The sequence below is a fragment of the Nitrospirota bacterium genome (genome assembly GCA_030684575.1).
Lineage (GTDB): Bacteria > Nitrospirota > Nitrospiria > Nitrospirales > Nitrospiraceae > Palsa-1315.
In genome coordinates, this window is the sequence record JAUXVD010000006.1 from 1 (window position 1) to 15,197 (window position 15,197).

13 protein-coding genes, 1 tRNA gene and 1 pseudogene are annotated in these 15,197 nt (G+C 55.0%); all 15 read left to right on the forward strand.

What is annotated here, in order from left to right:
* Window positions 1-141, forward strand: a 141-nt coding sequence (gene tuf / locus Q8N00_02990; protein ID MDP2381752.1) for an elongation factor Tu, incomplete at its 5' end; no start/stop codon positions are given.
* Between the two features lie 38 nt (window positions 142-179).
* Entirely contained in the window at window positions 180-329 is a 150-nt protein-coding gene (gene rpmG, locus Q8N00_02995; protein ID MDP2381753.1) for a 50S ribosomal protein L33, read from the forward strand.
* Window positions 330-370: 41 nt separating this feature from the next.
* Window positions 371-446, forward strand: a tRNA-Trp gene (locus Q8N00_03000).
* A 95-nt stretch (window positions 447-541) separates the two neighbouring features.
* Complete coding sequence (gene secE / locus Q8N00_03005) at window positions 542-736, forward strand: preprotein translocase subunit SecE (GenBank protein MDP2381754.1); 195 nt, start codon at window positions 542-544, stop codon at window positions 734-736.
* A gap of 64 nt (window positions 737-800) precedes the next feature.
* Window positions 801-1,337 (forward strand): transcription termination/antitermination protein NusG, encoded by a 537-nt coding sequence (nusG, locus tag Q8N00_03010; protein ID MDP2381755.1) that lies wholly within the window; start codon window positions 801-803, stop codon window positions 1,335-1,337.
* 37 nt (window positions 1,338-1,374) lie between these two features.
* A complete protein-coding gene (rplK, locus tag Q8N00_03015) occupies window positions 1,375-1,800 on the forward strand; it encodes a 50S ribosomal protein L11 (GenBank protein MDP2381756.1) in 426 nt (141 codons plus the stop codon).
* An 89-nt stretch (window positions 1,801-1,889) separates the two neighbouring features.
* Window positions 1,890-2,582, forward strand: coding sequence for a 50S ribosomal protein L1 (gene rplA / locus Q8N00_03020; GenBank protein MDP2381757.1), 693 nt, complete (start codon window positions 1,890-1,892; stop codon window positions 2,580-2,582).
* A 37-nt stretch (window positions 2,583-2,619) separates the two neighbouring features.
* Window positions 2,620-3,126: pseudogene (rplJ, locus tag Q8N00_03025) on the forward strand (50S ribosomal protein L10).
* 48 nt (window positions 3,127-3,174) lie between these two features.
* Window positions 3,175-3,549 carry a 50S ribosomal protein L7/L12 gene (gene rplL, locus Q8N00_03030; GenBank protein ID MDP2381758.1) on the forward strand — a complete coding sequence of 125 codons (375 nt, stop codon included), beginning with the start codon at window positions 3,175-3,177 and terminating at the stop codon, window positions 3,547-3,549.
* Between the two features lie 85 nt (window positions 3,550-3,634).
* Entirely contained in the window at window positions 3,635-7,591 is a 3,957-nt protein-coding gene (gene rpoB / locus Q8N00_03035) for a DNA-directed RNA polymerase subunit beta (protein MDP2381759.1), read from the forward strand.
* A 49-nt stretch (window positions 7,592-7,640) separates the two neighbouring features.
* On the forward strand, window positions 7,641-11,819 hold the full coding sequence (gene rpoC / locus Q8N00_03040; GenBank protein MDP2381760.1) for a DNA-directed RNA polymerase subunit beta': 4,179 nt from the start codon (window positions 7,641-7,643) through the stop codon (window positions 11,817-11,819).
* Between the two features lie 120 nt (window positions 11,820-11,939).
* Window positions 11,940-12,311, forward strand: a complete 372-nt coding sequence (rpsL, locus tag Q8N00_03045; GenBank protein ID MDP2381761.1) for a 30S ribosomal protein S12 — start codon at window positions 11,940-11,942, stop codon at window positions 12,309-12,311.
* A 45-nt stretch (window positions 12,312-12,356) separates the two neighbouring features.
* Complete coding sequence (rpsG, locus tag Q8N00_03050) at window positions 12,357-12,827, forward strand: 30S ribosomal protein S7 (protein ID MDP2381762.1); 471 nt, start codon at window positions 12,357-12,359, stop codon at window positions 12,825-12,827.
* 111 nt (window positions 12,828-12,938) lie between these two features.
* On the forward strand, window positions 12,939-15,020 hold the full coding sequence (gene fusA, locus Q8N00_03055) for an elongation factor G (protein ID MDP2381763.1): 2,082 nt from the start codon (window positions 12,939-12,941) through the stop codon (window positions 15,018-15,020).
* Window positions 15,021-15,056: 36 nt separating this feature from the next.
* The coding region (locus tag Q8N00_03060) for a GTP-binding protein (GenBank protein MDP2381764.1) at window positions 15,057-15,197 on the forward strand (141 nt) is incomplete at its 3' end.

Consider the following 15,197-nt stretch of genomic DNA (forward strand, 5'->3'; position numbering starts at 1 on the left):
GAGATGGTCATGCCGGGCGATAATGTGAGTGTGACGGGTGAGCTGATTAGCCCGATTGCGATGGATCAAGGGCTGCGGTTCGCGGTGCGCGAGGGCGGCAAGACTGTCGGTTCTGGCGTCGTCACCGAAATTCTGGCGTAAACCTGACTGCTGTCGCATGACAGCATGGGAGTATTGAGATGCGAGAGATCATTGATTTAGCGTGCACGATCTGCAAGCAGCGGAACTATTCCACCATGAAGAATAAGAAGAACGATCCGGATCGGCTGGAGCGGAATAAGTTCTGCAAGTTCTGCCGGAAGCACAATGCCCATAAGGAAGTGAAGTAGGCGTAGGTTGCCGGCACAATGGCTGGTCTGCCAGCCGTCGTAGGGGCATGGTGTCAATGGCTAGCACATCGGTCTCCAAAACCGAGAGTCTAGGTTCAAATCCTAGTGCCCCTGCCAAGCGCTCTGTAGCGGATGGGCTAGGCTCGATGTGGGTGGCGTGATGAAGAGCGGGGTGGTCGGTTCCCTCTCTTACTGGTGAAGGTGAGGCGCGCATGTTCAGGAAGTCGATAGATACTATTCGGGAGTTTTTCGGTGATGTGCGTGGTGAATTAAAGAAAGTCTCATTTCCGACTCGAGCTGATACGGTTGGGTCGACGACAGTGGTCATTGTGTTTTGTATTATCATGTCCTTGTATCTGTCGTTCATCGACTCGGTTCTCGTCTGGGTCGTGGGTAAAATTCTGTAAGTCGTGAGCTGTGAGTGTGAACGGCCGCAGGGCAGGTAGTTAACCAATGATCCGAGGGTAGGGCATGGCAAAGAATTGGTACGTCATTCATACCTACGCGGGATTTGAGGGGCGGGTGAAAACCAGCTTGCTCGAACGGGCCAATCAAATGGGATTGGTTGAGAAGCTGGGGCAGGTACTCGTGCCGACAGAGGATGTGATTGAGATTAAGGATGGCAAGCGTCGCACGTCCCGGCGAAAGTTTTTCCCCGGGTACGTCATTGTCGAGCTGGAGTCCCCGCTGATCGATGAGACCTTGCAGATGATTAAGGAAACGCCGAAGGTCACAGGGTTTGTCGGCGGCGGTGCGCAGCCCACGCCCTTGTCGTCCGAAGAAGTGGATTCGTTGCTGAAGCAGGTTGATGCGGGCGCGTCCGGTCCACGCGAGCAGGTTAAGTTTATCAAGACGGATAATGTGCGGATCATCGATGGTCCATTCCTCGGATTTAACGGCGTGGTGGACGAGGTGGATCACGATCATAGCCGCATTAAGGTTTTGGTCAGTATTTTTGGGCGCTCTACTCCGGTGGAGCTTGGGTTCTTGCAAGTGGAGCGGATTTAATTTCCGAAATGGTCGAACGCGCGTAGGAGTTTAGGACATGGCCAAAGAAGTATCGGCACAGATCAAATTGCAGATTCCGGCTGGGAAGGCGAACCCTGCTCCCCCGGTCGGACCGTCGCTGGGACAGCACGGCGTCAACATCATGGAGTTTTGCAAGCAGTTCAACGCAAAAACTCAAAAAGAGGGCGACAGTATCATCCCGGTGGTGATTACGGTCTATAAGGACCGGTCGTTCACCTTCGTGATGAAGACCCCGCCGGCGTCCGACCTTTTAAAGAAGGCGGCTGGAATCATTAAAGGATCTGGCGTTCCGCAGAAGGATAAAGTCGGCAAGATCACGAAGGTGCAGCTGCGTGAGATTGCGCAAAAGAAAATGACGGATCTCAATGCCGCCGATCTCGAAGGTGCAATCAAGATTATTGAGGGAACGGCACGTAGTATGGGAGTGGTGGTTCAGGGGTAGAATGCGTTCACGTGTCGGGCTGCCCGCAGTGCTTGTGCGGTAGGGGTTGGGCGTGAAATTGTGTGTGATGGTGTAAGGGAGAAATCGCAATGGGAAAGAAGATGAGGGCGGCGGTAGAGAAGCTTGAGCCTCGGGCCTATGCCTTGCGTGAGGCGGTTGAGGCTGTGAAGCGGTCGTCTTTTGCCAAGTTCGATGAGTCCGTCGATCTGGCGCTCCGTCTAGGCGTTGATCCGAAACGGGCCGACCAGATGGTCCGTGGGACGACTTCGCTGCCGCATGGCACGGGGAAAAAAGTTCGCGTGTTGGTGTTCGCCAAAGGAGAGAAGGAGCAGGAGGCGCGGCAGGCTGGCGCTGATTTCGTCGGCTCCGATGAACTGATGGAAAAGGTGAAGGGCGGATGGCTGGAGTTCGATTGCGCCATCTCCACTCCGGATCTGATGGCGGCGGTCGGAAAGCTCGGAAAAGTGTTGGGTCCTCGCGGGCTGATGCCGAATCCGAAAACCGGAACCGTTACGTTTGATGTCGGGAAAGCGGTATCCGAAATCCGAAAAGGCCGCGTCGAGTATAAAGTTGAAAAAGCCGGGATTGTTCAAGTGCCTGTCGGGAAGGTCTCGTTTAAGCCTGAGCAGTTGCATGAAAATGCCTCGGCGGTTCTTGAGGCGGTGATTAAAGCGAAGCCCGCTTCGTGTAAGGGACGCTATCTGATGAGCGCGACCCTTTCGAGCACGATGGGGCCTGGTGTGCAGCTTGATGCGATGGCATTGGCCAAAGAATGGAGTTAGTCCGGGTGTCGCAGCGCGGAAGGGGAAGGGTTAGATTATGAAGAAGGACGAGAAAGCGACAGCGGTTGCGGAGTTGACGGAGCGATTTGGCCGTGCACGGCTCGCAATTATCACCGAGAGTGCCAAGCTCTCCGCAAACCAGGTTACGCTGCTTCGCAAGCAATTGCGCGGTGCGAATGCCGAATATCGGGTGGTCAAGAATACGTTGGCTGTCCGTGCTTCCGAAGGCACCATCTTTTCGGGAGTGACGGATTACTTGAAGGGGCCGACGGGGTTGGTGATCGGGTACGACGATCCCGTGCTTCCCACGAAGATCCTCCGGGATTTTATCCTGGCGGAAAAGCGGGAAGAGAAGATCAAGATCACCATCGGTGTGTTGGAGGGTAAGGTCGTGCAGCCGGCAGAATTAGCGGCTGTCGCCAAGTTGCCGAAGAAGGAAGTCCTCATTGCGATGTTGTTGTCGGCCATGCAGGGGCCGGCTCGTGGTTTGGTGTATACGCTGAGTGCGGTCTTGTCGAAATTCGTGAGAGTCATTGCAGCCATTCAGGATAAACGAAAAGGAGAAGGGGATATGTCAGCAACAACGGCGAAATTGTCACAGGAAGAGTTGATCAAGGCCATCGAGACGATGAGTGTGCTCGACTTGGCGGATCTCGTGAAGGGTTTAGAGACCCGCTTTGGCGTCACTGCCGCGGCTCCAGTCGCAGCTGCCGCTCCTGCCGGTGGTGGTGCAGCTGCAGCGGCCGAAGAGAAGACGTCGTTCGATGTCGTCCTCGTCTCTGCTCCAGCGGACAAGAAGATCCAGGTCATCAAGGTCGTTCGCGAAATTACCAGCCTCGGATTGAAGGAAGCGAAAGATTTGGTCGAAGGCGCACCGAAGCCCGTGAAGACCGGTGTCACGAAGGAAGAGTGCGACACCATCAAGAAGAAGCTCGAAGAGAGCGGCGCCAAGGTCGAGGTCAAGTAGTCTCGCTTTGATCAGTCTCTAGTGTCTCTGGGTGCCTGCCATGTGCGGGCACCCAGTCCTAACCATTGTAGTGGAGGTCCGTGGAATGTCCGAAACGACTCTGCAAGAGTTCGTCGAGCGGAAAGACTACTCTCGCATTCATAGCAGCATTGAAATTCCGGATCTGATTGAGATCCAGAAGCGCTCCTATGAGGAATTCCTTCAGCGGGAGGTCGAGCCAGAACGCCGCAAGGATCATGGGCTTCAGGCTGCACTGGCGAGTGTTTTTCCGATTCCGGATTACAACAATACGGCCGTATTGGAGTTTACGAGTTATACGCTCGGTGCTCCGAAGTACGATGAGCGAGAATGCCTTGAGCAGGGAATGACCTATGCTGTTCCGCTGAAACTTCGCGTGCGTCTGGTCGTGTTCGATAAGGAAGACAAGGGTACCAAGAAAAAGGTGCTCGATGTCCGCGAACAGGAAGTCTACGTCGGCGAACTGCCGCTCATGACTGAGCGCGGAACCTTTATTGTTAACGGCACGGAGCGTGTGGTGGTGAGCCAATTGCATCGCTCGCCGGGCGCCTCCTTCACGCACGATAAGGGCCGGACTCACTCAAGCGGCAAGGTGTTGTATTCCGCCAGGATCATTCCCTATCGCGGCTCGTGGCTCGACTTCGAGTTCGACGCCCGCGACATCCTCTATGTGCGTATTGACCGTCGACGGAAGATGCCGACCACCATTCTATTGAAGGCGTTCGGTTTTTCAAGCGACGATCTGCTCAAGATGTATTACCCGGTCGAAGAGATCCGGGTCGTCAAGGGCAAGATGCTGCGTAAACTTGACCCTGAGATCCATCAAGGCTTGCGTTGCTCAGCTGAAGTGCTTGAGAAGGGCAGCAAGGAGCCGCTGGTCAAGGAAGGTGCCAAGCTCACGAAGGGACTCATTGCGAAGCTCAAGGCGGCCGGAGTGAAAGAAATTCCGCTTGCGCCGAGCGAGCTTATTGGTCGTGCGGTTCTGACCGAGCTAGTCGACTCAAAGAAGAACGTGATCGCAGAGCGAAATCAGCGGTTGACGGCAGAGATCGTTGAAGCATTGCTCGACAGCGACATCGAAGAGTTCAAGGCGATCTATTTCGATACTGTCACGTCGACGCCGGTGATCCTGGACACATTGGAGATGGATAAGACCACCTCGAAAGAGGAAGCGATGGTGGAGATCTATCGTCGGTTACGGCCTGGAGAAACACCTTCAGTCGACACGGCGCGAGCACTCTTTGACAACTTATTCTCGAACTCCAAGCGGTACGATCTCTCGCCGGTTGGGCGTCTCAAGTTGAATAAGAAGCTGGGCCTCGATCTGCCGTTGGAGCAACGGACGTTGACCGCGCAGGATATGGTCGAGGTCATCCGTTATCTCGTGAATTTAAAGCTGGGTAAGGGCGAAATCGACGACATCGACCACTTGGGCAACCGTCGCGTTCGTTCGGTCGGAGAGCTGTTGGAGAACCAGTTCCGGCTTGGGCTGGTCCGTATGGAGCGCAGTATCAAGGAGCGGATGAATCTCCTCGATATGGAAACGGTGCTGCCGCATGATTTGATCAATGCGAAGCCTGTGGTCGCCGCGGTCAAGGAGTTCTTCAGCAGCAGTCAGTTGTCTCAGTTCATGGACCAAACGAATCCGCTCGCGGAAATTACACATAAGCGGCGGCTGTCCGCGCTTGGTCCCGGTGGTTTGACCAGGGAGCGGGCGGGCTTCGAAGTTCGCGACGTCCATCCTTCGCACTACAGCCGTATTTGTCCGATCGAAACGCCGGAAGGCCCGAACATCGGATTGATCACGTCGTTGGCGACCTATGCCCGCATCAATAAGTTCGGATTTATTGAGGCCCCCTATCGCAAAGTGGTGAAGGGGAGAGTGACGGACGAGATCGAGTTTCTTTCCGCGATCGAAGGGGACAAGTACATCATCGCGCAGGCGAACTCGCCGATCGATGCGTCCGGTCGCTTGCTGTCAGAAACCATTTCTGCGCGCTCTGCCGGAGACTTTGTGACGGCCACATCCGACAAGATCGAATACATGGATGTGTCGCCGAAGCAGGTGGTGAGCGTGGCGACGGCATTGGTGCCCTTCTTGGAGCATGACGACGCCAATCGTGCTTTGATGGGGTCGAACATGCAGCGTCAAGCGGTGCCGTTGCTGGTGTCCGAATCTCCATTAGTCGGGACTGGTATGGAAGCGGTCGTTGCGCGTGATTCTGGTTATGTGGTGCAGGCCAAGCGAGCTGGTGTGGTGGAAAGTGTCGATGCCACGCGGGTCGTGGTACGTGCCGACTCCAAAGAAAATCGGAAGCGGAACGATGCCGGGTTGGACGTGTACGATTTGATCAAATTTCAGCGATCGAATCAGAATACGACGATCACGCAGACGCCGGTGGTTCGGCTTGGGCAGCCGGTGAAAGTGGGGCAGGTCTTGGCGGACGGTCCTGCTATTGATCACGGCGAATTGGCTTTGGGGAAAAACATTCTCGTCGCCTTCATGCCGTGGGGCGGATACAACTTCGAAGATGCCATTCTGCTGAGTGAAAAACTCGTACGGGAAGATGCGTTTACCTCGATTCATATTGAGGAGTTCGAGGTAGAAGCCCGCGATACCAAGCTCGGGAAAGAAGATATTACCCGCGATATTCCGAATGTCGGAGAAGAAGCACTTCGCGATCTCGACGAAAGCGGCATCATCCGTATCGGGGCCGAAGTGAAGCCTGGCAATATTCTGGTCGGGAAGGTGACGCCGAAAGGCGAAACGCAGCTCACGCCGGAAGAGAAATTGTTGCGGGCTATCTTTGGTGAGAAAGCCGGAGATGTGAAGGATACGTCGCTCACGGTGCCGCCAGGCGTCGAGGGTATCGTGGTCGATGTGAAAATTTTCTCGCGAAAGGGCCTGGATAAAGACGAACGGTCCAAGAGCATCGAGAGCGAAGATGCGATGAAGCTTCAGCGTGACCATCACGAAGAGCTCCGTATCATCGATGAAGAGAAAACGAAGAAGATCCGAAAGCTTTTGCTGGGGAAAGTAGTCGGTCGTGACTTGATGGATCCTGAGAGCGGCGATGTCATTCTGAAGAAGAAGGGCAAGTTGACCGCAGAGATTCTCAAGCGGCTCCCGGACGAGACGGTTCGGTACATCATTCTGAGCGATCCGGATGAGCAAAAAGAGCTGGAAGATGTCGAGCGACGGGCAAAAGAGCAGATTGAGATTCTGCAGACGCTGTATGACGAGAAGGTTGGACGCCTGAAGCGTGGCGATGAATTGCCGCCTGGCGTGATCAAGCTTGTCAAGGTCTACGTCTCGATGAAGCGCAAGATTCAGGTCGGCGACAAGATGGCCGGACGGCACGGCAATAAAGGCGTGGTCTCTCGGGTCTTGCCTGAAGAGGACATGCCCTGCCTGCCGGACGGAACACCAGTGGAAATTGTGCTCAATCCACTTGGTGTGCCGTCACGTATGAACGTCGGTCAGATTCTTGAGACTCACTTGGGCTGGGCTGCCAAGGCGTTGGGGATCAAGGTGGCGAGCCCGGTGTTCGACGGAGCGTCAGAAACGGAAATTAAGGATTTGCTCAAAAAGGCAGGTCTTCCGCCCAGCGGGCAAACGATGCTCATGGATGGTCGGACCGGTGAAATGTTCGGCAGTCCGGTGACGGTCGGCTACATGTATGTCTTGAAGTTGCACCACTTGGTGGACGACAAGATTCACGCTCGGTCAATCGGTCCTTATTCGCTCGTCACCCAGCAGCCGCTCGGTGGTAAGGCGCAATTCGGCGGCCAGCGGTTGGGAGAAATGGAAGTCTGGGCGTTGCAGGCTTACGGTGCCGCGTCCACGCTGCAAGAGTTCTTGACAGTGAAGTCGGACGACGTGCCGGGCCGATCGCGGATGTACGAAGCGATCGTGAAGGGCGAGCCATTCCTGGAGCCTGGATTGCCCGAGTCGTTTAACGTCTTGGTCAAAGAGTTGCAGAGTTTAGGGCTCGACGTCGAACTGGTTAAGTCGCAAGACTAACCCATTTGTGTGCCGGCCTGTGCGGTCGGCATCAGAGGAGGTCACTACTTTGGAAGGCGTCTACACATTATTTGAGAAGCCGCGCGATGCGGTTTCTTTCGATTCGATGCGGATCAAGATCGCATCGCCAGAAAAAATTCGGTCGTGGTCGTACGGCGAAGTGAAGAAGCCGGAGACCATCAATTACCGGTCGTTTAAGCCGGAAAAAGACGGACTGTTTTGTGCGAAGATTTTCGGTCCGATCAAAGATTGGGAATGTAACTGCGGTAAGTATAAGCGGATGAAACACCGCGGAATCGTCTGCGACAAGTGCGGTGTCGAGGTCATTCAGTCCAAGGTCCGTCGAGAGCGCATGGGCCATATCGAGCTCGCGGCGCCGGTGGCGCACATTTGGTTCCTCAAGGGAGTGCCGAGCCGGATCGGAACTTTGCTCGACATGAGCTTGAAGGGGCTGGAGCGGATCCTCTATTTCGAGAGTTATGTCTGCGTCGACCCAGGATCGACTGACTTGACGGAGAAGGAGCTGGTCTCAGAGGAGAAGCTTCGCTCGCTCCAATCTGAATATAGCCCCGGTTCCTACAAGGTCGGTATCGGTGCTGATGCCATCCGTGAGTTGCTCCGCAAGATCGATATCACGGCCAAGTGGGATGAGATCAAGGCCAAGGCGAAGACGTCCGCTTCCGCGGCGTTGAAGAAGAAATATGCGAAGCAGTTGAAGGTTATCGAGGCGTTCCGTAAATCCGGGAACATGCCTGAGTGGATGATCATGGATGTCATTCCGGTGTTGCCTCCTGAATTGCGTCCCCTTGTGCCGCTAGACGGCGGACGATTTGCGACCTCGGACCTGAACGACTTGTATCGCCGCGTGATCAATCGCAACAATCGTCTGAAGCGTCTGATCGAGCTGAAGGCTCCTGGCGTGATTATCCGAAACGAAATGCGGATGTTGCAGGAAGCGGTCGATGCCCTCTTTGATAACGGCCGTCGTGGTCGTGCGATTCGTGGTCCGAATAAACGGCCGCTCAAGTCATTGAGCGACATGCTGAAGGGAAAGCAGGGGCGTTTCCGTCAGAACCTGCTCGGTAAACGAGTCGATTATTCAGGACGAACGGTCATTGTCGTGGGACCTGAGCTTCGTTTGCACCAATGCGGTTTGCCGAAGAAGATGGCGCTCGAACTCTTCAAGCCATTTATCTTCCACAAACTGGAAGAGCGGGGCGCGGCGACGACGATCAAGAGTGCCAAGCGTTTGGTAGAAAAAGAACGACCGGAAGTGTGGGACGTACTGGATGAGGTCATCCGCGAACATCCCGTGCTGCTGAACCGTGCACCCACGTTACACCGTCTCGGTATTCAGGCATTCGACCCGGTTTTGGTCGAAGGCAAGGCTATCCGGCTGCATCCGTTGGTTTGCGCCGCATTCAACGCCGACTTCGACGGAGACCAGATGGCGGTCCACGTTCCGCTGTCGGTTGAAGCGCAGGTCGAGGCACGCGTGCTGATGATGTCGATCAATAACATCCTTTCGCCTGCGAACGGCAAGCCGATTGCGGTGCCGTCGCAAGATATGGTGCTGGGTTGTTATTGGCTGACGAAAGAGCGTGGCGGCTGTAAGGGCGAGGGGAAATTATTCGGCTCGCCGGAAGAAGTGCGTATTGCCTTCGACTCGGAAGCGTTGGAAGTGCATGCACGGATCAAGGTGCGGGTTGAGGGCGCGCTCGTTCAGGCTACGGTGGGGCGTGTCATTCTATCAGAAGTGCTTCCTGTCGGCATGCCGTTCGCCAACGCGAACAAGCTCATGACCAAGAAGGAAATGACGAAGTTGATCGATACGGTGTATCGCCAGTGCGGACATCGGGAGACCGTCACGTTCCTCGATAAGGTCAAGGATCTGGGATTCCATTATGCCACTCGGGCAGGCATCTCGATCTGCATCGACAATATGCATATTCCGACCAAGAAGCAGGAGTTGCTTGGGAAGGCGCAGCATGAAGTGACTGAGATCGAGCGGCAATATGCCGAGGGGTTGATCACCAACGGTGAGCGGTACAACAAGGTGATCGATATCTGGGCCCACGTGACCGAACAAATTGCGAATGAGATGATGAAGGAGCTGGGCGCTGGTGGCGATCCGAACAAAGCCGAGTCCTTCAATCCGATCTTCATGATGGCGGACTCGGGCGCTCGTGGTAGCTCGCAGCAGATCCGTCAGTTGGGTGGTATGCGCGGATTGATGGCCAAGCCGTCCGGTGAAATCATCGAGACGCCAATTACCGCTAACTTCCGCGAAGGCTTGACGGTGTTGCAGTACTTTATTTCGACGCACGGTGCCCGTAAGGGATTGGCCGATACAGCGTTGAAGACGGCCAACTCCGGTTATCTCACGCGTCGTTTGGTCGACATCGCACAAGATGTGATTATCAACGAGATCGATTGCGGCACCACCGATGGCATTATTGTGAGCGCCTTGGTCGAAGGCGGCGAAATTATTCAGCCGATCGAAGAACGCGTGTTGGGTCGTTTGGCGGCGGAAGATATCCGTGATCCTGTCACGGGTGAGATCATCGTTTCCTTCAACGAAGAGATCGATGAAGATCGCACCAAGGCGATCGTGGAAGCCGCGGTCGACCGCGTCAAGATTCGTTCGGTGCTGACCTGTCAGTCGCGACGCGGAGTGTGTCGTTCCTGTTATGGACGCGACTTGGCCCGCGGGCGGTTGGTCGAAAAGGGCGAACCGGTGGGTGTTATCGCAGCGCAATCGATCGGTGAGCCGGGAACACAGCTGACGATGCGGACGTTCCACATCGGAGGAACGGCGAGTAAGGTGGTTGAGCAAACCGTCACCGAGTCAAAGCACGCCGGTACGATCAAGTTCATGAGTTTTGACGCCAAGAAAAATGCCGACGTTCATAACGCTGGGATCGCGGTTCAGAATAAAGAGGGCGAATGGGTCGTCATGAACCGGAATGCGAAGATCTCCGTTGCCGATGAGAGCGGGCGTGAACGCGAAAAGTATTCGGTCGTCTATGGCGCCAAGATCAAGGTGAAGGATGGCGGCCGCATCGAGTTGGGCCAAAAATTGGTGGAGTGGGACCCCTACTCATTGACCATTCTGACTGAGGTGGGGGGCAGAGTTGCGTACGGAGACATCGTGGAAGGTATCACGATGAAGGAAGAGTTCGATGAAGTGACCGGTCTCTCACGCAAGGTCATCGTCGAGCATAGTGGTGCGACGTTGCGTCCTCGCGTATCCGTCAAGGATGAGAGCGGAAAAACCGCCAAGGTTGCCGCGGCGGCGAACGTGGCCCGCTATCTGCTTCCGGTCGGCGCGCATATTTTCGTCGAAAAAGGCGCACTCGTGACGCCTGGTGACGTGTTGGCGAAGATTCCTCGTGAGACGACCAAGACGAAGGACATCACGGGTGGTCTGCCTCGCGTCGCTGAGTTGTTCGAGGCCAGGAAGCCGAAGGAGACGGCCGTCATCAGTGAAATCGACGGTGAAATTTCCTACGACGGTTTCGTGAAGGGCATGCGCAAGGTGCTGGTCAATAATAAGATGGGCGACGTGAAAGAATATTTTATTCCTAAGGGTAAACACGTCAACGTGCACGAGGGTGATTGGGTGAGGGCTGGCGAGCCGTTGATGGACGGATCGGCGAACCCACACGACATACTCGATGTATTGGGCCCGAACGAGCTGCAGAAATATCTCGTCGACGAAGTGCAGGACGTCTACCGTCTGCAAGGCGTGACGATCAACGACAAGCATATTGAGATTATTGTGCGGCAGATGTTGCGCAAGGTTCGCATAGAAGATCCTGGCGATACGGAATTCTTGCCGGGTAGCCAGGTCAGTAAGATGTTGTTCGATGAAGAGAACGAGCGAGTGGTAGCGCGGGGAGGCCAGCCAGGACTCGGGAAGCCAGTCCTACTGGGTATTACTAAGGCAGCGCTGACTACGGATAGTTTCATTTCCGCGGCTTCATTCCAGGAAACCACGCGAGTCTTGACGGAGGCGGCGATCAATGGACGCGAAGACAAGCTGCTAGGGCTGAAGGAAAATGTCATTGTCGGTCGTTTGATCCCGGCTGGAACGGGCTTCGACGAATATCGCGACACATTCGTCATTAGTCCCAAGCCTGAGCCGGTGATTGCGGGTCAGGGGGAGGCGGCGGCGCTGACGCATGAAGGGGTGGGGGCTGGATCTGAAGGGCCTGCGCGCTCATAATCCATGCGGCGTTGAATGTGACTTGACACCACGGCGGATGATCACTATAATCCGCGGGCTTTACACTTGAAGAGTTGAGAAGAGCAGTCAAACTGTGCTGAAGATGAGAGTGACGAACTAATGCCAACGATTAATCAGTTAGTCAGAAAAGGCCGCAAGCTGGCGCATGCGAAGACGAAGAGCCCCGCGCTCAAGTCCTGCCCGCAGAAGCGCGGTGTCTGTCTCCGTGTGTACACATCAACACCGAAAAAGCCGAACTCGGCGTTGCGTAAAGTTGCGCGCGTCCGGCTGACCAACGGGATGGAAGTGACGACGTACATTCCAGGTGTCGGTCATAATCTTCAAGAGCACTCCATTGTGCTTGTGCGTGGTGGTCGTGTGAAGGACTTGCCTGGTGTGCGGTATCACATCGTCAGAGGCGCCCTTGACGCTGTCGGTGTGGCGGATCGTAAGCAGAGCCGTTCGAAGTACGGAGCGAAGCGACCAAAGTAGAGGAAGATAGATTGTCTCAGTTGGTAACGAGAGAGTGAATGACACATGCCAAGAACTAGATTTTTAGATCAGCGCGATCCGCTCCCTGACGTACGATACCGGGATAAGCTCGTCGGGAAATTCTTGAATATCCTGATGTCTGGCGGCAAGAAGAGCACGGCTGAGCGTATCTGCTACGGTGCTTTCGATGTCATTCAGGAGAAGACTGGTAGTGATCCGCTCAAGGTGTTTCGGACGGCGATCGATAATGTCAAGCCGGTTGTCGAAGTGAAGTCCCGTCGGGTGGGCGGTGCTTCGTATCAGGTGCCTGTCGAAATTCGTCCGGCACGCCGGATGTCGCTGGCTCTCAGGTGGTTGGCGGAGTACTCGCGGACTCGCGGCGGCAAGAGCATGCGGGAGAAGCTTGCGGCTGAGCTGCTCGATGCGTCGAATAACACGGGTGCGGCAGTGAAGAAGCGGGAAGATGTGCATCGGATGGCGGAGGCCAATAAGGCGTTCGCGCATTATCGCTGGTAGGATTTTTCTGTGCTGCAGCTGGGCCGTACTGCGATCCGTATGTGCGGGTGCTTGTAGGTCGCGGTATTTCATCGGCCTCGTTTGCGGCATGTGTATTTTTAGGGGATCTTCGTGGCACGCCAATCACCATTAGAAAAAACTCGCAACATCGGCATCATGGCCCACATTGATGCCGGTAAGACGACGACGACCGAGCGCATTCTCTATTACACGGGGATTTCGCATAAGATCGGTGAAGTGCACGAGGGTGCAGCTACCATGGACTGGATGGAGCAGGAGCGTGAGCGCGGCATCACGATTACGGCTGCAGCGACAACCTGTTTTTGGCGTGATCATCGTATTAATATTATCGATACTCCGGGGCACGTCGACTTTACGATCGAAGTCGAGCGCTCGCTTAGAGTGCTCGATGGGGCTGTCGCGGTGTTTGACTCTGTGCAGGGAGTTGAGCCGCAGTCCGAGACGGTCTGGCGGCAAGCTGATAAGTATAGTGTGCCTCGCATTGCATTCATGAATAAAATGGATCGCATCGGTGCGGATTTCTATGTCAGTGTTCAGACGATGATTGATCGGCTGGGTGCCAATCCAATTCCGATTCAAATCCCGATCGGTAAAGAGTCTGAGTATCGTGGGTCTATCGATCTCATTACGATGAAGGCCTACGTGTATGACGATGAGACGCTTGGCGCCAAGTATAAAATCGATGAGATTCCGGCTGACCTCCTTGATCGGGCTAATGAATACCGCGCCAAAATGGTGGATGCCGTCGCTGAATTCGATGAGCAGGCGATGGAGAAGTACTTAAACGGTCAGCCTTTGACTGAAGAGGAAATTCGTCGGGCTGTTCGTGCCGGTGTGCTTTCGATGAAGATGACTCCTGTTCTCTGCGGCACTGCGTTTAAGAATAAGGGTGTCCAGCAATTACTGGATGGGGTTGTAGACTTTCTCCCGTCGCCGCTGGATGTCGAGTCTGTGACCGGGATCGATCCGAATACCGAGAAAGAAGTGAAGCGGTTTCCCTCGGATAGTGAGCCGTTCGCCGCGCTCGCATTTAAGATTATGACGGATCCGTTCGCTGGTCAGCTCACGTTTCTGCGGGTCTACTCTGGAACATTGAAGACTGGGACTTCCGTTGCGAACGTAACGAAGGGGACGAAGGATCGGGTTGGGCGTCTCCTGAAGATGCACGCAAATAAGCGCGAAGACATCGATGTGGCCTATGCGGGTGACATTGTAGCGGCAGTCGGATTAAAAGGGGCCACGACCGGAGATACGCTGGCGGACGAAAAGCAGCCGGTTCTGCTTGAGGTCATGAAGTTCCCCGAGCCGGTCATCGCCATGGCGATTGAGCCGAAGACCAAGCAGGATCAAGAGAAGATGGGGTTTGCGCTTCAGAAGTTAGCGCAGGAAGATCCATCTTTTCGGGTCAAGACGGATGAAGAGACCGCTCAGACCATCATTGCGGGAATGGGTGAGTTGCATCTTGAGATCATCGTCGATCGCATGATGCGTGAGTTTAAGGTTGAGGCTAATGTCGGAAAGCCGGAGGTCGCCTTCAGGGAAACGATTCGTCGGAAGGCCGAGGCTGAAGCCAAATATGTTAAGCAGACCGGTGGTCGAGGTCAGTATGGCCATGTCGTGTTGACGGTCGAGCCGGCTGAGTCCGGTAAGGGGTTGGAGTTTATTAATAAGACTGTCGGGGGATCTATTCCTAGAGAATTTATTCCGGCAATCGAAAAGGGTGTGAAGGAGCGGCTAGACTCAGGCGTTATCGCTGGCTACCCGCTTCGCGATGTCAAAGTTACGGTAATCGATGGATCGTTTCACGACGTAGACTCGAATGAAATGGCCTTTAAGATCGCCGGCTCAATGGCATTTATCGATGCCTGTAAGAGGGCTGACCCTGTCCTTCTCGAGCCGATCATGAAGGTTGAGGTTGTGGTTCCTCAGGACTTTATGGGCGATGTGATCGGAAACTTGAATGGCCGTCGTGGCAAGATCCAGGGCATGAAGTCTCGGGCTGCTGCGCAGGTGATTGATGCCTCGGTGCCGCTGAGTGAAATGTTTGGATATGCGACCGATCTTCGGTCGCGCACGCAGGGGCGCGCAACGTACAGTATGGAATTCGACCGGTACGATCCGGTGCCTCGGCAGATTTCCGAGGCGATCATCGCGAAGTATCGGGGCGAGTAGTCTGATTGATTTTTGAGTAGGACGGAAGGAGCGGTTATGGCGAAGGCGAAATATGAGCGGCGGAAGCCGCACGTGAATATCGGGACGATCGGGCATGTGGACCACGGCAAGACGACGTTGACCGCGGCCTTGACGAAAGTCTGTGCGGAGAAGGGCATGGCCAAGTACATTCCGTAC